The following is a 19,482-nucleotide window of genomic DNA, read 5'->3' as shown; positions in this document are numbered from 1 at the left end:
TCGGCTCCGGGTGGGCCGGCGGAGAAGAGTCGAGGCGGCGGGGACGTCACGGTGACCCCGGAGCCTCTTCCCGGCCGGGCTCCCGGAAGTTGTGGTCCGAACGCCTCGCGCCATACGTTCTGGTGGCTCCGGCCTTACTGATCATCGTGACGCTGCGGCTGTGGCCGCTGCTGCTGGGCGTCAACTTCTCCTTCACGGGCGACGGCGAGCGCAACGGGACGATGGTCGGTCTCGACAACTACCTGGAGATGTTCCAGGATGCGACGTTCCGAAGCGCGCTGCGCAACGTCGGGCTGCTGGTGCTGCTGCTTCCCGTGGCGGTGGCCATCCCCGGTCTGCTCGCGACCTTCATCTACCTGCGCGTACCCGGGCACCGGGTCTTCCGCAGCGTCTACTTCTTCCCGGCCGTGCTCTCACCGGTGATCGTCGGTGCGATCTTCAACCTCATGCTCGCCTTCGACGGCTCGCTGAACACCGTCCTCGCGGTGATCGGCGTCGGCCCGGTCGACTGGCTCGGCGACCCGGACATCGCCATGTTCGCGGTGGTCGGCGTGCACATCTGGGCGACGTTCGGGATGGCCCTGGTGGTGTTCCTCGCCGGATTCGCCACCCTGGACCCCGCGCTCCTGGACGCGGCCAGGGTGGACGGCGCGTCACTCCCCCGGACCGTCTGGCATGTGATCATCCCGAGCCTGACCCGCACGATCCAGTTCGTCTTCGTGACGACGATGATCGGGATGCTGACGTCCATGTTCGGCCTGTTGTACGTCATGACCAGCGGCGGCCCGGAGGGGTCCACTTACCTGCCGGAGTACTACATCTGGATCCAGCAGGGACAGATGAACCGCCCCGCGCTCGCCTCGGCCGCCTCGACGGTCCTCTTCCTCATCATGCTCGTGGTGGGACTCATGCAGATCAGCGTGCTCCGCCGCGCCGGAAGGGAGGACTGATGTCCGGCAGCCGCGTGGGCAGGTGGGTGGTCGCCGTTCCGATGGCGCTCCTCGCGCTGGCGACGATCTACCCTCTCGTGTTCACCGCCAACGTCGCCATGAAGACCCGGCGTGACTACGTCCTCGACCGGTTCTCCCCGACGACCTCCCTGAACTGGGACAACATTGTCACCGCGTGGACCAGCGTCGGCATGGCCCGATACTTCGCCAACTCGCTCATCGTGGTGACGATCTCGGTGGTCGTCCTTCTGCTCTTCGGATCAATGGCCGGCTTCGCGCTGAGCCAGCTGCGCTTTCGCGGTTCCAAGACGCTGTTCCTGGGCTGTCTCGCAGCCTTGTTCATCCCATTTCAGGTGATCATGGTGCCGCTCACGCGGGTCATGGCCGACAGCGGCCTCATCGACACCTACCCGGGCCTGATCCTGGCCTACGTCGCGCAGTTCCTGCCGTTCACGATTTTCCTGATGACGAGTTACTACAAGACCATTCCTTCGGAGATCGTCGACGCGGCGAGAATCGACGGGAACACGACGTACGGCGTCTACCGGCGGATCATGCTGCCGATGGGCACTCCTGCCCTCCTATCGGTCGGCATTCTCAACGCCCTGTTCTGCTGGAACGACGTGCTCGTCTCCCTGCTGATGATGCCATCGGCCGACCACCGCACCCTCATGGTCGGAGTCACCTCGCTGCGTGGACAGTACTCCGACGACATCCCCACCTTCGCCTCCGGGGTTCTGATCGCCGCCGTACCCATGTTGATGATCTATCTCTTTCTTCAGCGCCAGATCGCCGACGGTGTCACCGCCGGTTCCACGAAGGGCTGACATGCGAATTTCGGGGTATCGCACTTTGACGACGGTCCAGGAATGGGACCGTCCGGTCGGTGACGCCAACGGCGTCTACGCCGATGGCGTCGTTCTGGTGTCGATCATCATGGTGGACACCGATGAGGGGATCACCGGCGTCGGCATCGGGCCGCACGTGGAGCTCGCCAGTGTCTTCGCCGCCATCGAGGGCGAGGATCCGCGCGGCGTAACGGCGCTGTACGACCGCATGCTGCGGCAGACCTTCAAGGCCGGCCACGCGGGCGCGGTGTTCGGGACCATCGGCGCCCTCGACACCGCGCTGTGGGACATCAAGGCCAAGGCGGCCGGTGAACCGCTCTGGCGGCTGCTGGGCGGGCGTGACAGGCGGGTTCCCGCCTACGCCTCGGGGCTGGACATCGGCCTGACCGACGACGAACTCGTCTCGGTGTACGCGGTCTACGCCGAGCACGGTCTGCGGGCGGCCAAGATCAAGGGTGGCCTCGACATCGAGCGAGACCGGCACCGCCTGGTCCTGGTCCAGGAGGTCCTGACCGAGGCCGGGCGCGGAACGCGGCCGGGCCTGATGCTCGACGTGAACGAGGCCTGGACCCGCAAGCAGGCGATCCGGCACGTCCGCGAGCTCGAACGCACCCTGGATCTCACCTGGATCGAGGAGCCCGTCCGGCGGTGGGACGCCGAGGGCCTGGCCGTCGTCGGCCGTGGGATCCGCGCGTCGGTCGCCACCGGGGAGAACCTCACCGGGCTTGAGCAGTATCGTCCGCTGCTGGCCGCGGGGGCCGTCGACATCGTCCAGATGGCTGCGGTCTGGGGGGTCACCCACTTCCTGCGGGTGTCCGCCCTGGCTCACGCCCACGATCTGCCGGTCAGCCCGATCGGCAACATCCCGGTCGGGCTGCTGCACGCCGCCGGCTCGGTGCCGAATCACATGGCCAGCGAGCTGCAGAATCTGCGGCCGCCGTTCGGATTGTCCGTCGACCTGTGCGTCGAGGACGGCGCGTTTCTCCTCGGGGACTCGCCCGGTCTGGGCCTCACGGTCGACGAGGACCTCATCGAGGGGCTCACCCGCCAACCGGGCACTCTGTCGGCCGACGGTCCCGGTGTCCGGCCCGAGCAGGCCGGCCGGCGGCTGCTGGCAGTGGCCGATCGCGGTCACACCGCGCAGCAGCCCCGGCTCACCCCCTTGGCCGTGAACCTGCACGATCGAACGCCGAGGTGACTTCCACCGTTCGTGGCCATCCGTCCGAAAATTGATCGAAAGGGGAGCCGTTATCTCTGCCAGCCAGACTGCGAGAATCAACGAGATCAGGCCCGAAATCCATGGTTGCCAAGTCGTACTTCTATGAAAGTTTCACTTTCGCAGGAGCCGTTAGGCGATCTCTCTCGGGCTGAATGTCCAGGCAGGGAAGCGCGCCGACGGCGGCGCCGAGGTCAGCGAGAACCGCTCCTCGTTGACGCCGATCGACCGGTCGGATGTACTTCGTGAAACTACGCCTCAGACGCAGATCTGAATGTTAGCGATAACAAAAGACGCGACCTTATTGCCACCCACCCTCGGCCCCGCCATCCGGATACCTTCATGGCCGTTATGTTAGCGCTAACTTTTCGTTGAAAGGAAACCATGCGGCCTATCAGGGGAAATCGTTCACGCGTGCTGATCGCCGCCATCGCGTCGATCGTGTTCCCCGGCGCTCTGCTCACCGTCGGCACCACCTCCGCGACAGCGGCGACCGTCGACCCCTGCAACCTGCAGTTGCTCTACCAGGGACGCAACCCCAACTCCGGCGGCGACTACGGCCTCCTGCCCTACCGGCCGGGTCTGCTGACACTGCAGCGCTGAAGCGCATGAGCCTGCTGATCGCCCCTTGAACCGCCCTGGACGCGGCGGTCGCTCTGACCCGCCGCGTCCGGGGCCACCACACCCCCATCGAACACCGCCTGAGGGAGACGCCAGGTGAGACCCGCACTTCGCACTGCCAGAAGAATGATTCTCTGGACCGTGAGCCTGTTCTTGCTGATCACGTTGTCGCCGCCCATGGCCAAGGCCGACAACCCGATCGTGCAGACCATCTACACCGCCGACCCGGCGCCGCTCGTCCACAACGGCCGTCTCTACCTCTACACCGGCCATGACGAGGACGGCTCCACGTACTTCACGATGCGCGACTGGCGCGTCTACTCCTCAACCGACATGGCCAACTGGACCGACCACGGCTCACCGATGAGCCTGGCCACCTTCGCCTGGGCCGACGCCAACGCCTGGGCCGGCCACGTCGCCTACCGCAACGGCAAGTTCTACTGGTATGTCCCGGTGCGGAACCGTTCGACCGGCGGCATGGCCATCGGCGTCGCGGTCGGCGACAGCCCCACCGGGCCGTTCCGTGACGCGCTGGGCCGTCCGCTGGCCGAGAACAACGAGATCGACCCCAACGTCCTCATCGACGACACCGGCCAGGCCTACCTGTACTGGGGTAACCCTCGCCTCGCGTATGTACGCCTGAACAGCGACATGATCTCCTACTCCGGCGGGATCACCTACATCCCGCTGACCAGCGCGGGGTTCGGCGCGCGCAGTGGCAACCCCAGCCGTCCCACGCTCTATGAAGAGGGGCCCTGGATCTTCAAGCGCAACGGCCTGTACTACAACGTGTTCGCCGCCGAATGCTGCTCGGAGTTCATCGCCTACTCGACGGCCCCCACGGCCATCGGGCCGTGGACCTACCGGGGGACGATCATGCCCCGGCAGGGGAGCAGCTTCACCAATCACGCCGGGATCATCGACTACGCCGGAGGATCGTACTTCTTCTACCACAACGGCGCTCTGCCGAACGGCGGCGGTTACACCAGGTCAGTGGCGGTGGAGAAGTTCACCTACAACGCCGACGGCACCATTCCGACGATCAACATGACCACCGCCGGTCCGCCACAGGTCGGCACCCTCGACCCGTTCGTCCGGCAGGAAGCCGAGACCATCGCCTGGTCGTCCGGGGTGGAGACCGAAGCCTCCGGCGAAGGCGGCATGAACGTCGGCTTCATCCAGAACGGCGACTACATCAAGGTCAAGGGCGTCGCCTTCGGCAACGGTGCCACTTCTTTCACCGCCCGGGTGGCCTCGGGTACCAGCGGCGGCCGGATCGAACTGCGGCTCGGCAGCGCCACCGGCACTCTCGTGGGCACCTGCACCGTCAACGGCACCGGCGGCTGGCAGAACTGGGCCACGGTCACCTGCCCGGTGTCCGGCGCGACCGGCACCCGTGACCTGTACCTGCGTTTCGCGGGCGGCAGCGGCTACCTGCTCAACCTCAACTGGTGGCAGTTCACTCCGTACGGCAACAGCGGTGGCAGCCTCCTGACCAACGCCTCCTTCTCTGTCGAGACGGCCTCGGGCACCGACGACCTCTACATCGACGACGCCTCCTTCCAGTGACCGCCCGCAGCCGGCATGAGCACCGCCTTCGACCCCATCACCCGCGGCAGCGCGACCACCCCCGGTCGGCTGCGCCCGACCATCCCTAGGAGGGACATCCGTGAGCAGACAACGAGCACGTGTCATGCTGAGCCTGGCGGCGCTGGCCGTGGCGCTCATCCCCGCCGCCCAGGCGCAGGCTCTGGAGAACGGCGTGGGCCGTACCCCGCCGATGGGATGGAACACCTGGAACACCTTCGGCTGCAACATCAACGAGACCCTGATCCGGCAGACGGCCGACGCCCTGGTCAGCAACGGCATGCGCGACCTGGGCTACCAGTACGTCGTCGTGGACGACTGCTGGTTCAACCCGACCCGCGACTCGGCCGGGAACCTCCAGGCCAACCCGTCGAGGTTCCCGAGCGGCATGCAGGCCCTCGGCGACTACCTGCACGCCAGGGGCCTGAAGTTCGGCCTCTACCAGGCCCCGCTCGACAAGACCTGCGCCCAGTACTTCGGCTCCTACCCCGGCGCGACCGGCAGCCTCAACCACGAGGCCCAGGACGCCCGCCAGTTCGCCGCCTGGGGCGTCGACTACCTCAAGTACGACTGGTGCTCACCCACCGGCACCATCGACGACCAGGTACGCACCTTCGCCAAGATGCGCGACGCCCTGGCCGCCACCGGCCGGCCGATCCTCTACAGCATCAACCCCAACAGCATCCACGACAAGACCGGCCCACAGCGGAACTGGGGCGACGTCGCCAACATCTGGCGCACCACCGAGGACATCACCAACACCTGGGACTCCGGCCAGACCAACGGCTACCCGATGGGCATCCAGAACATCGTCAACGTCAACGCGCCACTGTCGGGCTACGCCCGGCCAGGGGCCTTCAACGACCCGGACATGATGGAGGTCGGCCGGGGCGGCATGAACGACACCGAGATGCGCAGCCACTTCGCCCTGTGGGCCGTCATGGCGTCGCCGCTCATCGCGGGCAACGACGTCCGGAACATGGACGCCGCCACCACGACGATCTTGAAGAACCCCCGCCTGATCGCCATCAACCAGGACGCCCTCGGCCTGCAGGCCACCCAGATCAGCAACGACGGCACCCGCCGCATCCTGGCCAAACGCCTCAGCAACGGCGACGTCGCGGTGGCCCTGTTCAACCAGGGAGGCAGCACGACCACGATCAGCACCACCGCCTCCGCCATCGGCCTGAGCGGCAACTCCTTCTCCTTGCGCGACGCCTGGACCAACGCCGTCACCACGACCACGGGAGCCATCTCGGCGAGCGTCCCGTCCCACGGCACCGTGGTGTTCCGCGTCAGTGGTGGCACACCCGATCCCACGACGCGGATCCAAGGTGTCGGATCGGGCCGGTGCCTCGACGTGGTCGAAGCGTCTCAAGCCAACGGCACGCCAGTGAACATCTGGGACTGCAACGGGCAGGCCAACCAGCAGTGGACCTCGACGTCCGCCGGTGAACTGCGCGTCTATGGCAGCAAGTGCCTGGACGTCAACAACAACGGCACCGCCAACGGCACGAGCGTTCTCATCTGGGACTGCAACGGCCAGAGCAACCAGAAGTGGCGCTTCAACACCGACGGCACCATCACCGCCATCGGCGCGAACAAGTGCCTGGACGTGACCGCAAACGGCACCGCCAACGGCGTCCGGCTCAACATCTGGACCTGCCACGGCGGCGCCAACCAACGGTGGAACCGCATCTGATCTCGGGATCCCACATGAACGCCTGAACCACGAGAGCCTGCTCGCCGCCATCTCGTCGGCGGGCAGGCTCAAGCGGGGATACGGCCTGCACCACTAACGATCTCTCCGGCACCCAACAGACCTTCCCCCCACCTGTCACACCTCTCACCAAGCTCTGAAGACGCGTCGATTTCAACAGGGAACACGTCCGTGGTCACCGGCCCGCCCAGCCCGCACGTGGCCGCCGTCCTGGACCACGTCGGCGACCGGGAAGCCGCGGCCCTGCGAGCACCTGGCGCATCACCTCCCACCTCGATCCGCCGGGCCCTCGGCCGAGGCGCCACCCCCGACCACAACGACGGCATGGACGACAAGTCCAAGAGCCGCGAGTTGATCCTCCTGGCCTTTCCGATAGGCCTGTCGGATCCGACCGGAGTTGCCGTGGCAGATCTTGCGGGCCAGACGGTGCCGGGACTCCTGGACCGACATTCGATGATTCGCTCTGGATCCGTGATCGGATCGGGGACGGTGCGCAGCGGGGCTGTTTGGTTCAGGGCTTGATGTGCTCGGTGCTGGTTGTAAAAGTGTTCGTACTCTCGCAGGGCGTGCCGCAGGTGGCGTTCGTTCCATACGAGGCAGCGGTCGAGAAGTTCGCGACGGCATGACTGCACCCGCCGATCCATGATCGAGTCCATGTGGCATCCGGATACCGGTGAGCACCGTTTTGATGGCAGCCTTGGCGAGGACCTCGTCCATGAGGTCCGGGAACTTCCCATCCCGGTCTCGGATCAGAAAGCCAGCCCGGCGGCACGCGAAGCCCTCACCGGAGAACGACGTGGGCGGATGTAATTTCCGGCAGGCGCAGTGTCAGCGCGGCGGGGCCGAAGAAGTGGACCTCGAACAGGGCCCGCTGCTCGGCCTCGCCGGTTTCCTCCACGGCACCGACGTGGCTACGTCCGGCGTCGTTCACGAGGATGTCGATGCGACCATGTCGAGCGATGACCTCGGCCACTGCCTCGTCATGGCTCGGGTCTCGGGGAGGGCGCTAGCTTCTGCGCGGATCACGCCTGCTTCATGCTGATCTGCTTGAGCACGGGCTGCGGACCTGTCGCAGCAATTAGTGACCTCGTTCCCGGCCGAGGAAACACGACAGGAGTCGCCTGAAGTCGTGTGGGTGCTCGAGCGCCGGTACGTGCCCGCATCGGCCGAGCACGTACAGACGGACATCGGCCAGGTGTTCGAGCAGGGGCAGGGCTGCCGTCCCGAGCGGGGTGACTCGGTCCTCGGCGCCGTGGACGAGCAGCACGGGCGCGCGGACCCCTGCCAGCGTTCGCGCCGAGAGGGTGAGGTCGTCGGCCCAACGTGCCCTAGGTGGAGGGAACAACGACGCGAATGCGGCCGCCCCCGCTCGCATCGCAGCTGCACGGGCAGCGACGGCCGACTCGGTCACGAGCGCTTGGTCGAGGACGAGGCGACTCAACATGTCTCGTGCCCCGAGCGGGCCGGCGGGGGCGGCCCAGACCGCGTCGAGCTCGGCGGACAGCGGCGCCCCGGGGGCGCCCATCGTCGAGACCGCCACGACACGGGTGACCTGCTGGGGACGCGCGGCCGCCAACGCCAGCGCCACGGCACCGCCCATGGAGTGACCCACCACGGCGTAGCGTTCGACACCGAGAGCATCCATCAGGCCCGCGGCCTGCTCCGTCCACAGCCGGAGCCCACCCCTGGAGCCCGCCGGGATCGGTGTACGGCCGAACCCCGCCTGGTCAGGAGCCACCAGGCGCCAGGACGTGCCCAGCGCCTGTGCCGTCGTTGCCCAGGCGCCGGATCCGGTCGTACCGGGTCCGGAGCCGTGCAGCATCAGCACCGCGGGCCCGGTGCCGCTCTCCATGACGTGGACGGGGGAGCCGTCGACTGTGACGGTCCGAAGTGCCGTCACCGGGACAGGTCAGGTGTGCTCATGCCGATGCGGAGTTGATCGACTTCGAAAAGACCTCCATCATCGCCCTGCCGAATTGCGGCATGTCGGGCCACCCCCGGCAGGAGACGAGGTTGCCGTCCACGACGTCGGGAGCGTCGACGACCGTCGCGCCCGCGTTCTCCATGTCACCGGTGATGGGGGGGAAGCACGCCGTCTTTCGGCCCTTCAGCAGCCCGTACACAGCTGGCACCTGCGCGCCGTGGCACACCAGCGCGATCGGGAGGTTGCGCGCGAAGAAGTGCTCGGTGATGCGCCTGACGTCGGCGTCGACCCGGATCCACTCGGGGGCGCGTCCCCCAGGGATGATGAGGGCGTCATAGCGCTCGACGTCGACCTCGGCCCAGGGCACGTCGACCGGCAACTTTCGGCCGTTCTTCTCCACGTAGGCGTCGGAGTTGGGGTCGAACTCGTGGATGACCAGCTGAACGTCACGCATCGTCCGTGACGAGACGTCAACGTCCCAGCCGCCCTCCTGCACGCGATAGTAGGGATACATGGTGTCGAGCTCCTCGGCGGCGTCGCCGGTCAGGAGCAGTGCTCTGGGCACCTGCTTCTCCTCGCATCTGGGGCGGGTGAGGTGGATCCAATCCGATCCAATCCGATCCGATCCGATTGGGTTAGCATTCCTCGGCCCAGCCCGCCCGTCAAGCCTTTACCGCCATTCCGTCCGCGTCCTTGACCTCGTCGAACAATCGTCGGAACCGCGCGCCGGACAGCAGGATGTGCCGACGCATGGCGTAGGCGGCGGCGTCGGGGTCACGCGCGGCGATCGCGGCCAGAACTTCTTCGTGCTCGGCCATGGCCAAGTGAGTGACCTGGTTGTCGTGGAGAAGCCGGAACAGGTGCACGTGCGTGTGCAGGCGAGCGAGCGCTTCTCGGATGACCTGGTTCTCCGCGCTCAGGGCGACGAGATCGTGAAAAGCGGCGTCGCGTAGCCCGAAGGCGCCATAGGCCATGGGCCCGTTGCCCCCCTCCAACTCCGCCATCTCCTCCAGCATTCGTCGCAGACCGGCCACCTGCTTCGAGGATGCGCGTTCGGCGGATCTGCGCGCCGCTGCCGGCTCGAGGAGCAGGCGGAGCTCAAGCATGTCCTCGAATCGGTGACGGGTGATTTGGGGGGGAATGCGATAGCCAGCATGGGGCACACGCACGACCAGGCCCTCGGCCTCCATGCGGTTGAGAGCGTCTCGGATCGGCGTCTGCGAGACCCCCAGCTCTCGCGCCAGGACGTCGATCGTGACGCGGGAGCCAGGCTCGATCCGTAGCGACATCAGCTGTCCGAGCAGCGTGTCGTACACCTCGTCGGCAAGCCGGCCGCGAGATCTTCCCGGCGGCGTTCCGCCCGTCATGGCTCCACGGCGCCGCGCGATCATCGCTTCGTCGTCCATCGTGACATGAGGTCCTTTCTTGCGTCTTCGGGAACCTGTTGACATCGGTCTCAACGCTGCGGGGTGTTGACGCCCCCATTCGGATCGTATAGGAAAGGTGACGGATGCCAGCCATCTGCACCCATCGCTCCGCTTCGATCAGTTGAAGCTCCTATGAGCATGCTCGACGTCCTACTCGGTTCGCCACCGGGCCGCAAAGGACCGAAGGACTTCTCGACTGCTTGAAGCCCCATTACGTCGCGGCGTACTCGTGACGCCGGTCTGCGGGCCAGGCCCTGCGACCGCCGGCAACACGCCTGAACAACCCAGCAACTGCTCGGCGAAGCACGCAGCAACTGCTCCAGAGGTCCCCCCACCCAGAAAGCAGGCAAGAGGATGCGGTATCCAAAGCGAATAGGACGACTGTCCGTTCCCCGTCGAAAGGTGCAGCTGGCGATGGTGGCCATGTTGGTGGCCACGACCATGGCGGCTTGCGGCCAGGACGACGGCGCGAAGGCGAGCGCCCCCAAGGCACCGGCGACCATCCCGGAGCTCACCAAGGACCCGCTGACCCTCAGCTTCATCTGGTTCGACTGGCCCCCCGCCCACGCGCTGGAAGCCTTCGCGAACGCGGAGTACGCCAAGGAGCGGTCGAACGTGACCATCAAGGTCAACACCGTGCCGAACGCGAACTGGCACGACGCGATATTCACCCAGTTCGCAGCGCACAAGACCGACTTCGACATCCCGATCCTGGACTCGCAACACATCGGCGAGGCCGTGACGAACGGCAACATCCTCGACATCACCGACTTCGTCAAGAAGAACATCGACGTCAAGGCCTACAACCCGTACCTCCTGGCGGCCTACGGCCAGTTCCCCCAAGCGGAGACCGGGAAGCGCGACGAAAACGCCAGCCTGTACGGACTGCCGCTGCTCGGCGACACCTGGACGATGATCTACCGCAAGGACCTGATCGGCGACAAGCCACCTCAGACCTGGGACCAGATGATCTCAGTCGCCGAGAAGTGCCAGGCGGACAACCCTGGCGTCAGCGGGCTGGCTTTCCACCAGGCCAACGGCTCCGACGCCGCGGCCGTAACGTACAACACGGTCAACGGCGTCTACGGCGGCAATCTCTGGGACTCCAAGACGCGCAAGATCGATGGCGTCCTCAACGACGCTGCGGGCCATGAGGCGATGGACGTCCTGGTCAACAAGATGAAGCCGCTGACCGCCAAGGGCTCCGGCAACTGGTTCATCGACGAGGTGAACGCGGCGGTCGCCCAGGGCAAGGCATGCATCGCGTTCAACTGGATCGCCGCGAGCGGCGGCCTGCTCGACCCGAAGCAGTCGACGCTCGGCACCACGCGGGAGCAAATTCTCGACAAGCTGGGTTTCGCCACCCTGCCGAGCCAGAAGACGAACCTGGTGCCTCTCGGCGGCATGGGGATGCACGTGTCGGCCTACTCCTCCACGACGAACCAGGCGGAGGCCCTGAACTTCATGAAGTGGTTCGAGCGGGCCGACGTCCAGAAGAAGTGGGCCGCCGCCGGTGGCGTGCCATCGCGTACGGACGCCCTGGAGTCGCCCGAGTTCCTCAATGCCCAGCCGTTCAACCAGGTGTACACCGACTCGGTTCCGCGGATGCGGGACATGTGGAACGTGCCCGAGTACGCGCGCCTCGTCGACATTGAGAACACCAACGTGAACGCGGCTCTCAACGGCGCGAAGAAGCCGAAGGATGCGCTCGACGACATCGCCAAGGAACAGCAGGGCGTGCTCGACTCCAAAAACCGCAAGGGCGGCGGCGGACTGTGAGTGACCCCGTCTCTCTGACGACCGACCACCCCGGGCAGGTGGCGTCTGCGACGCCGCCCGCACCGGGTCGGTCCCGCCGCTTGAGCGACCGCTGGCTCACCGTGGTCTTCACCTCCCCCGCGTTGCTGCTGTTGCTCGCCATGTCGGTGTTCCCGTTGCTGTGGGCGTTGTACCTGTCGTTCACCGACTACTCGGCTACCCGCGGGGGGCCCGCCCATTTCATCGGGTTCGAGAACTACACCGCCATCCTGACTTCGGCGCAGGTCCACCAGAGGGCCTTGACGACGTTGATCTACGTGTGCGGCGCGGTCGCTCTGCAGACCGTGCTCGGTTTCGCCATCGCCTACCTGATCTCACGGCGCACGCACGGGCGAGGACTGCTGACCACTCTGTTCCTGGTTCCGATGATGCTGTCGCCGGTCGTGGTCGGGCTGTTCTGGCGATTCATGCTCGACGCGCAATTCGGCGTGATCAACAGCATGCTCGGCTCGCTCGGCCTGGGGCAGGTGGAGTGGCTCACCGGGCAGCGAACGGCATTGATTTCCCTGATCGTGGTCGACACCTGGCAATGGACGCCGTTCATCATGCTCATCGCACTTGCGGGCCTTACCGCGGTCCCCAAGTACTTGTACGAGGCCGCCTCGATCGACCGGGCGTCCGAGTGGTTCCGGTTCCGCACCATCACTCTTCCGCTGGTGTGGCCGCTGCTCCTCATTGCTGTGTTGTTCAGGGCCATCGAGGCCTTCCGGCTGTTCGACCTCGTCTACATCCTCACCAGTGGAGGTCCGGGGGTCTCCACCGAGACGTTGTCGTTCCACGTCTACAAGGTCGCGTTCCTGGGCTTCAACACCGGAACCGCCTCGGCGTACGGGATCCTCATGGTCCTCGTCGTCATCGTGCTCACGCAGCTCTACCTGCGCTACTTGAACAAGCTCAAGGAGGACTGATGGCCGTCTCCGTCGACGAGGCCGTGCCCACAGGTCCTGTCCGGGATCACACGCCCCCCGCGCGCCGCCGTGGCGGCCGGGGCCGCTCCGTGCTGGAGATCGCGCTGCTGATCGTGCTGGCCGTCGTGATGCTCTTTCCGGTGCTGTGGATGATCGAGACGTCCATCAAGGAGAACCGGGACGTCTACGCCATTCCGGCTAAGTTCTTCGGCTTCAAGGTCACCATGGACCATTTCAAGGACGTGTTCGTCGCCTCTGGCGGCGGTCGCTCGGCCTTGTCCGTCTCGTTCCTCAACTCCGTCGTGGTCGCCGGAGTCTCCACGGTGCTGGCCACCGTTCTGGGGGTCCCAGCGGCCTGGGCCTACTCACGCTTCGCCCTGAAGGCCAAGAAGGACCAACTGTTCTTCATCCTGTCCACCCGCTTCATGCCGCCCGTGGTGGTCGTGATCCCGATCTTCCTCATGTACCGCCAAGTCGGACTCATCGACACCAAGCTCGGCCTGATCCTCATCTACACCGCGTTCAACGTCCCGTTCACGATCTGGATGATGAAGGGGTTCGTCGACGAGGTGCCCGCAGAGTACGAGGATGCCGCCATGCTCGACGGCTACACCCGCTTGCAGGCGTTCTGGCGATTCACCCTTCCCCTGCTCGTGCCCGGCATCGCCGCGACGGCGGTCTTCGCACTCATCTTCTCGTGGAACGAGTTCGTGTTCGCCATCTTCCTCACCTCCAGCGACGACGTGCGGACGGCCCCACCCGCCATCGCCGGCCTCATCGGTGGAACCACTGTGGACTGGGGTCTCGTGGCCGCCGCCTCCATAGTGTTCGCCCTACCGGTGCTCGTCTTCGCCTACCTGGTGCGCAAGCACCTCGTCGCCGGTGTGACGCTCGGGGCGGTGCGACGCTGATGGCGGGCATCGAGGTGACCTCCCTGCACAAGCGCTACCCGGACGGGACGGTCGCAGTTGATCACGTGGACCTGTCCATCGGCGACGGCGAGCTGTTCGTGATGCTCGGCCCTTCGGGTTGCGGCAAGACGACCACGCTGCGGGCCATAGCCGGCCTGGAGAGGCAGACGACGGGCGACATCCGCATCGGCGACACGCTGGTCAACGACCTGCCGCCTGCCGAGCGCGACATCGCCATGGTGTTCCAGTTCTACGCTCTCTACCCGCATCTGAGAACCCGCGACAACCTGGCGTTCCCACTGCGGGCCGAGGGACTGCCCAAGCCGGAGGTGCAGAAGCGGGTCGACGAGGCCGCCCGGCTGATGCGGCTTGGTCCGCTCCTGGACCGGCGACCGCACCGGCTGTCCGGCGGGGAGCAGCAGCGCGTCGCGCTTGCTCGCGCCCTGGTGCGACGACCGCGCGCATTCCTCATGGACGAACCTCTCACCAATCTGGACGCGGAGCTGAGGGCGGACATGCGCACGGAGATCAAGCACCTGCAGGGGGAGCTGGGGACGACGATGGTCTACGTCACCCACGACCAAGTCGAGGCGATGTCGCTCGGTCACAGAATCGCCATCCTCAACAAGGGCCGCGTCGAGCAGATCGGCACGCCGCTGGAAGTCTACGACCGTCCGGCGAGTCTTTTCTGCGCCGCATTCATCGGCTCCCCGCCGATGAACCTGATTGAGGTGGAGGTGGCCGACGGGAAGCTGCGCAGTCAGAGCGGACTGGTCCTCACGCCACCGCCAAGCCTGCCGCGCGACCGTTGCCTGGTCGCAGGCGTCCGGCCGGAGGCGCTGGAAGTCACGGAACCAGGAGCGGAACGTTCGGTCCCGGCCCGCGTGGTCTCGGCGGAGTGGCTGGGCGACGAAATCATCTACGTGGTCGACCACGGCGGCCAGCGCGACGTACGGGTTCGGATGCCACCGACTGTCCGTTTCGCTGCTGACGCACCGGTCGGGCTGCGGCACACCGGCGGCCCCCCGCCGGTCTACGACGTGAGCACGGAAGAACTGGTGGCCTGATGGGAACCGTGGCAGTGCACGGGCTGTGCAAGTCCTTCGGTAAAGTCCAGGCCCTGGACGGGGTGACGCTGGACGTGCCGGACGGCTCGTTCTTCGTCGTGCTCGGGCCCTCCGGGGCAGGCAAGACGACGACCCTGCGAGCGATCGCCGGCCTTGAGAAGCTTGACGCCGGGTCGGTGCATCTGGACGGGAGGGACGCGACCGGTGACGCCCCGGCCGCACGTGACCTGGCCATGGTCTTCCAGAGCTACGCCCTCTACCCGCGACACACGGCGTACGAAAACATCGCTTCGCCGCTGCGGGCACGCCGCTGTTCTTCGAGCGAGGTCGCCGCTGCCGTCGAGCAGATGTCGAGCCTGCTGCACATCGAACGTCTGCTGCAGCGTCGTCCCGCGCAGTTGTCGGGCGGTGAGATGCAGCGTGTCGCCCTGGCCCGGGCGCTGGTCCGTCGCCCGCGCGCGTTTCTCATGGACGAGCCGCTGACGAACCTCGACCTCAAGCTCCGCGTCGAGATGCGCACCGAGCTCACCCGCATCCACCGGAGCCTCGGGGGAACCTTCGTCTACGTGACCAACGACCAGGTCGAGGCCCTGTCCATGGCCGACCAGGTCGCGGTCCTCAAGGAGGGGAAGGTGCAACAGGTCGGAACGCCGACCGAGGTGTACGAGCGTCCAGCCAACCAGTGGGTCGCAGGCTTCGTCGGGAGCCCGCCGATCAGCCTGCTCGCCTGCCACGCCGAGGGAGATCGTCTGGTCGGGGCGGAAGGCTGGACGCTGCCGCGGCCCCGCTGGACCACGGCTGAGGACGGTCGTCCGCTGCTGCTGGGCCTGCGCGCAGAGGACCTGTCCGTCGAGCAGCGTGGGAACGCATCGTTGTCGGGCGAGCTCTACGGCCTTGAGCCCCTCGGTGACCGAACGGTGGTCGACGTCCGAGTGGGGACGGAGATCCTCAAGGTCAAGGCACGACCCACCGTCACCGGTACGCCGGGCGAGCGGCTGCTTGTCACGGTCGACCTGGACCGTGCGCACCTGTTCGATGCGGGCACCGGGCTGGCGCTGTCCGATGCCGGGAGGTAACCGCGCAGGGCGGCGACGTCAACATGCGCCCGCACGTGGCAATCGAGCCTCGGCGGACCGTCACCGGTGAGCACGGCCTGACGACGCTGAAGCAGCCATGGCCCGAGAAGGCGATCGGTGGCGCGGGGCGTCGCCCTGCAGCCAGGGCCAAGGCCACGTTCGACCCGCTCGGCGACCTCGACCCCGACGAGGTCGTGTGACCCGTTCGTCAACGCGCGTGGCGCGATCGCTGAGGTCACGCTGGACATCACCAAGAACATCACAGGAGGCGACGCAATGAGTGACCCGATGAACGTCCTGGCCCCCGAGCACCGGCGGCTCCGGATTGGCGACGCCTGGCGCGACGCCGCCAGCGGAGCCACCTTTGTCGTCGAGGACCCGGCCACCGGCAAGACCATCGCCGAGGTGGCGGACGCCGACGTCGTTGACGGGCTCGCCGCTCTGGACGTGGCGAGCAAGGCAATGGCGGAGTGGGCGGCGACCCCGCCGCGAAAACGGTCAGAGTTGTTGACCGCGACGTACCGGGCACTGACCAAGCGATCCGAGGAGGTCGCCCGGCTGATAACGCTCGAGATGGGCAAGCCGCTCGCCGAGGCTCGGGGAGAGGTGGCCTACGGCGCCGAGTTCTTCCGTTGGTTCGCCGAGGAGGCGGTGCGCGTCGAGGGGCGCTACAACACCGCTCCCGCTGGTGGATATCGCATCCTCACCGTGCCGAAGCCGGTCGGACCGTGCGTCTTCGTGACGCCCTGGAACTTTCCGTTGGCCATGGGTGCCCGCAAGATCGCTCCTGCGCTGGCGGCGGGCTGCACGACGATCACCAAGCCAGCAGCCCAGACGCCACTCACCATGCTGTTCCTGGCCCGCATCATGGAGGAGGTCGGCGTTCCCCCGGGCGTCGTCAACGTCGTGACAACCAAGCGTGCCGGCGAGGTGGTCTCAGCACTGCTAGCCGACCGTCGGACCCGCAAGCTTTCGTTCACCGGGTCGACCGAGGTCGGGCGCGTGCTGCTACGACAGGCGGCGGACAACGTGCTGCGCACCTCCATGGAACTGGGCGGCAACGCGGCCTTGATCGTGTGTGCCGACGCGGACCTGGACGTCGCGCTCGACGGTGCCATGGTGGCCAAGATGCGCAACATCGGGGAGTCCTGCATCGCGGCCAACCGAATTTACGTCGAGGAGCCGGTGCGCGAGGAGTTCACGGCGCGCTTCGCCAAGCGGATGGGCGCGCTCTCGGTGGGCCATGGTCTCGACGACGGCGTGGACGTCGGGGCGTTGATCGACGAGGCCTCGGTCACCAAGATCGACGAGCTCGTCGCCGACGCGGTCAATCGCGGCGCCCGTGTCTTGGTGGGCGGCGAGCGTCCGGATGGGCCGGGCCACTTCTACCCGCCTACGGTCCTCGTCGACGTGCCCGAAGACGCGCGGATGCTGGAGGCGGAAATCTTCGGCCCGGTGGCGCCGATCATCTCGTTCACGTCCGACGACGAGGTCATGGCGAAGGCCAACGACACCGAGCACGGCCTGGTCGGATACGTCTTCACCCGTGACCTCCAGCGGGCGCTCCGGTTCACCGAGGGGCTAGAGACGGGGATGGTCGGCATCAACCGTGGTCTGATCTCGGACCCGTCAGCTCCGTTCGGAGGCGTGAAGCAGTCCGGGATCGGCAAGGAGGGGTCGCACGAGGGCATCCTTGAGTACCTCGACGTCACCTACGCGGCGATCGACCTACCGTGACCGGCCTGCTGCTCCGGGTGTCCGCCGAGGATCACCGCGCCCGGTGCGCACATGACCTGACCGGCCTCCACCCGTGGGGCGGGACCCGGGCCATGGTCGGCACGAATCCGCCGGCACCCGGGGACGCCGTCGACTCCGCCGGTGTGCGCGCCACAGACGCGGCCGCGGCGGTGGATGGGGCGATCAGCCCTTTCGGCGGTCCCAAAGGCTACGCCCTCGGGCTCATGATCGAGGTGCTGGTCGCGACCTTGACTCGTACCGCCCTTGCCGACGCCGTCCCGGTCTCGCAGATGACCTGGACGTCCGCCCAGCAAATCACCGCCGACGTTCCAGAGAGGCAGACATGCTTGAGACCGTCCGCGGACCACGCCAGCTGATAGTGGGCGAAGGGGTCGCGCAGAACATCCCACGAGTGGTGGCCGAGTGTGGCTCGCGAGTCCTCATCGTGACCGACCGGGTTCTTCTGGGGCAGCCGGGCGTGGCCGAGATCGTGGCCGCCGTGCGGGAGAAGGTCGAAGTCGTCGGGGTGTTCGCCGACGTGACTCCGGACGTGCCGCTCGCCGATGTCGCCCTGGCCGTCTCGGTCGCCGCAGAGGTGGACGCCGACGTAATCCTCGCCATCGGGGGTGGCACGGTGATCGACCTCGCCAAAATCGTCGGCGTCATCCGGCGCCACGGTGGGACGCCGCGCGACTTCTACGGCGAGTCGAAGGTGCCGGGGCCGACGATTCCTCTCGTCGCGGTCCCGACGACGTCAGGCACCGGCTCCGAGCTCACGCCCGTCTCGGTGTTGACCGACCCGGACCGCGAGCTGAAGGTGGGGGTCTCCAGCGTCCACATCGTGCCCGACTTCGCCATCGTCGACCCCGAGCTCACCTACACCTGCCCTGCGACCGTCACTGCCCACTCCGGCATCGACGCGTTTTGTCACGCGGTGGAGAGCTACACCGCGCGACCCCGGGCCCACGGACCGCGCGACCCGGTGGAGCAGGTCTTCCTCGGCCGCAACCCGATCACCGATCACTACGCGCTCCTGGCCGCGGAGCGGATCGCCCGCAGCTTGCCCCATGTCGTCAGGGACGGAGGCGACAAGGACGCGCGCGCGGACATGTCCTATGGGTCCATGCTAGCCGGGCTCGCATTTTCCCACGCAGGCAACGCGGCTCCGCACGCCCTTCAGTACCCCATCGGCGCAGCCACCCACACGCCGCACGGCCTGGGCGTCGGGCTGCTGCTGCCCTACGCGCTGGACGCGGCCAGGGATGCCATCGGCGACCGGTTGGCCATCCTCGCCGGGGTGTGCGGGCTCGACGTGACCGATGCCTCGGATGCCGAGGCCGCAGATACGTTCCTCACCTGGCTCGACGGGCTCCTTGCCGACATCGGCATCCCTACCACCTTGGCGGACATCGGCGTGGCACGCGCCGACCTCCCGCGCTTCGCGGAGATGGCCGGTGGCGTCACCCGCTTGATCCAGAACCATCCAGGCCCGACCGACACCGCCAGCCTGACCGCGATCCTCGAAGCGGCCTGGATCGGAGACCGGGCCCGACATTGCGCCTGCCGATAATTCCATCCATGCAGTTCAAGCGGTATGTGAGTACTCATGGAGGACCCCGCCGAGCCGGTCCCGTCTGCGTACGCTCAGCTCGGCGATTCGCGTCGGATCCGT

Annotated in this window: 18 protein-coding genes and 2 pseudogenes; 15 read left to right on the top strand and 5 right to left on the bottom strand. The window is 66.9% G+C overall.

Annotated features, from left to right (window positions below; translation table 11 throughout):
- Positions 1-146: 146 nt before the first annotated feature.
- The 6 genes from ACTMTF_RS41350 (at position 147) to ACTMTF_RS41325 (ending at position 6,924) form a co-directional block, all read left to right on the top strand.
- Positions 147-950, top strand: coding sequence for a carbohydrate ABC transporter permease (locus ACTMTF_RS41350; protein ID WP_441115569.1), 804 nt, complete (start codon positions 147-149; stop codon positions 948-950).
- On the top strand, positions 950-1,777 hold the full coding sequence (locus ACTMTF_RS41345; protein ID WP_441115568.1) for a carbohydrate ABC transporter permease: 828 nt from the start codon (positions 950-952) through the stop codon (positions 1,775-1,777). The genes ACTMTF_RS41350 and ACTMTF_RS41345 overlap by 1 nt, the downstream gene beginning before the upstream one ends.
- 25 nt (positions 1,778-1,802) lie before the next feature.
- Entirely contained in the window at positions 1,803-2,996 is a 1,194-nt protein-coding gene (locus ACTMTF_RS41340; RefSeq protein ID WP_441115567.1) for a mandelate racemase/muconate lactonizing enzyme family protein, read from the top strand.
- Positions 2,997-3,428: 432 nt separating this feature from the next.
- Positions 3,429-3,617: a hypothetical protein gene (locus tag ACTMTF_RS41335; RefSeq protein WP_441115566.1), complete on the top strand. Its 189-nt coding sequence runs from the start codon at positions 3,429-3,431 to the stop codon at positions 3,615-3,617.
- 159 nt (positions 3,618-3,776) lie between these two features.
- Positions 3,777-5,204: a glycoside hydrolase family 43 protein gene (locus ACTMTF_RS41330; protein WP_441115565.1), complete on the top strand. Its 1,428-nt coding sequence runs from the start codon at positions 3,777-3,779 to the stop codon at positions 5,202-5,204.
- A 100-nt stretch (positions 5,205-5,304) separates the two neighbouring features.
- Entirely contained in the window at positions 5,305-6,924 is a 1,620-nt protein-coding gene (locus ACTMTF_RS41325) for a glycoside hydrolase family 27 protein (RefSeq protein WP_441115564.1), read from the top strand.
- Between the two features lie 330 nt (positions 6,925-7,254).
- On the opposite strand, the pseudogene ACTMTF_RS41320 reads toward ACTMTF_RS41325, so the two are convergent.
- From ACTMTF_RS41320 to ACTMTF_RS41300, 5 genes and pseudogenes are all read right to left on the bottom strand, one after another.
- Positions 7,255-7,401, bottom strand: a pseudogene (locus ACTMTF_RS41320) (Tn3 family transposase); the annotation flags it as partial.
- Positions 7,402-7,723: 322 nt separating this feature from the next.
- Positions 7,724-7,918, bottom strand: a pseudogene (locus ACTMTF_RS41315) (SDR family NAD(P)-dependent oxidoreductase); the annotation flags it as partial.
- A gap of 102 nt (positions 7,919-8,020) precedes the next feature.
- Entirely contained in the window at positions 8,021-8,842 is an 822-nt protein-coding gene (locus tag ACTMTF_RS41310; protein ID WP_441115563.1) for an alpha/beta fold hydrolase, read from the bottom strand.
- Between the two features lie 19 nt (positions 8,843-8,861).
- Entirely contained in the window at positions 8,862-9,431 is a 570-nt protein-coding gene (locus tag ACTMTF_RS41305) for a DJ-1/PfpI family protein (RefSeq protein WP_110697691.1), read from the bottom strand.
- A 97-nt stretch (positions 9,432-9,528) separates the two neighbouring features.
- Positions 9,529-10,272: a GntR family transcriptional regulator gene (locus ACTMTF_RS41300; RefSeq protein WP_441115562.1), complete on the bottom strand. Its 744-nt coding sequence runs from the start codon at positions 10,270-10,272 to the stop codon at positions 9,529-9,531.
- A gap of 435 nt (positions 10,273-10,707) precedes the next feature.
- Between ACTMTF_RS41300 and ACTMTF_RS41295 the strand changes: the two genes are divergently transcribed.
- The 9 genes from ACTMTF_RS41295 to ACTMTF_RS41255 all read left to right on the top strand — a co-directional run bounded on the left by ACTMTF_RS41295 (position 10,708) and on the right by ACTMTF_RS41255 (position 19,380).
- Positions 10,708-12,072 (top strand): extracellular solute-binding protein, encoded by a 1,365-nt coding sequence (locus ACTMTF_RS41295; RefSeq protein WP_441115561.1) that lies wholly within the window; start codon positions 10,708-10,710, stop codon positions 12,070-12,072.
- Positions 12,073-12,152: 80 nt separating this feature from the next.
- Positions 12,153-13,019, top strand: coding sequence for a carbohydrate ABC transporter permease (locus tag ACTMTF_RS41290; RefSeq protein ID WP_397012299.1), 867 nt, complete (start codon positions 12,153-12,155; stop codon positions 13,017-13,019).
- Entirely contained in the window at positions 13,019-13,930 is a 912-nt protein-coding gene (locus ACTMTF_RS41285) for a carbohydrate ABC transporter permease (RefSeq protein WP_441115560.1), read from the top strand. The genes ACTMTF_RS41290 and ACTMTF_RS41285 overlap by 1 nt, the downstream gene beginning before the upstream one ends.
- Positions 13,930-14,997, top strand: coding sequence for an ABC transporter ATP-binding protein (locus ACTMTF_RS41280; RefSeq protein WP_441115559.1), 1,068 nt, complete (start codon positions 13,930-13,932; stop codon positions 14,995-14,997). Before ACTMTF_RS41285 ends, ACTMTF_RS41280 begins: the two co-directional genes overlap by 1 nt.
- A gap of 62 nt (positions 14,998-15,059) precedes the next feature.
- Complete coding sequence (locus ACTMTF_RS41275; RefSeq protein WP_397012305.1) at positions 15,060-16,073, top strand: ABC transporter ATP-binding protein; 1,014 nt, start codon at positions 15,060-15,062, stop codon at positions 16,071-16,073.
- A gap of 35 nt (positions 16,074-16,108) precedes the next feature.
- Positions 16,109-16,273: an FAD-linked oxidase C-terminal domain-containing protein gene (locus ACTMTF_RS41270; RefSeq protein ID WP_441115558.1), complete on the top strand. Its 165-nt coding sequence runs from the start codon at positions 16,109-16,111 to the stop codon at positions 16,271-16,273.
- A 76-nt stretch (positions 16,274-16,349) separates the two neighbouring features.
- The gene (locus ACTMTF_RS41265) at positions 16,350-17,810 is read left to right on the top strand and encodes an NAD-dependent succinate-semialdehyde dehydrogenase (RefSeq protein WP_441115557.1); all 1,461 of its coding nucleotides are present in this window, start codon (positions 16,350-16,352) and stop codon (positions 17,808-17,810) included.
- Positions 17,807-18,187 carry an Ldh family oxidoreductase gene (locus ACTMTF_RS41260; RefSeq protein ID WP_441115556.1) on the top strand — a complete coding sequence of 127 codons (381 nt, stop codon included), beginning with the start codon at positions 17,807-17,809 and terminating at the stop codon, positions 18,185-18,187. Before ACTMTF_RS41265 ends, ACTMTF_RS41260 begins: the two co-directional genes overlap by 4 nt.
- Positions 18,154-19,380: an iron-containing alcohol dehydrogenase gene (locus ACTMTF_RS41255; RefSeq protein ID WP_441115555.1), complete on the top strand. Its 1,227-nt coding sequence runs from the start codon at positions 18,154-18,156 to the stop codon at positions 19,378-19,380. The genes ACTMTF_RS41260 and ACTMTF_RS41255 overlap by 34 nt, the downstream gene beginning before the upstream one ends.
- Positions 19,381-19,482 lie beyond the last annotated feature (102 nt).

The organism is Nonomuraea sp. ZG12, from assembly GCF_052068115.1.
Lineage (GTDB): Bacteria > Actinomycetota > Actinomycetes > Streptosporangiales > Streptosporangiaceae > Nonomuraea.
This window is presented reverse-complemented; position numbering and strand designations above follow the sequence as displayed.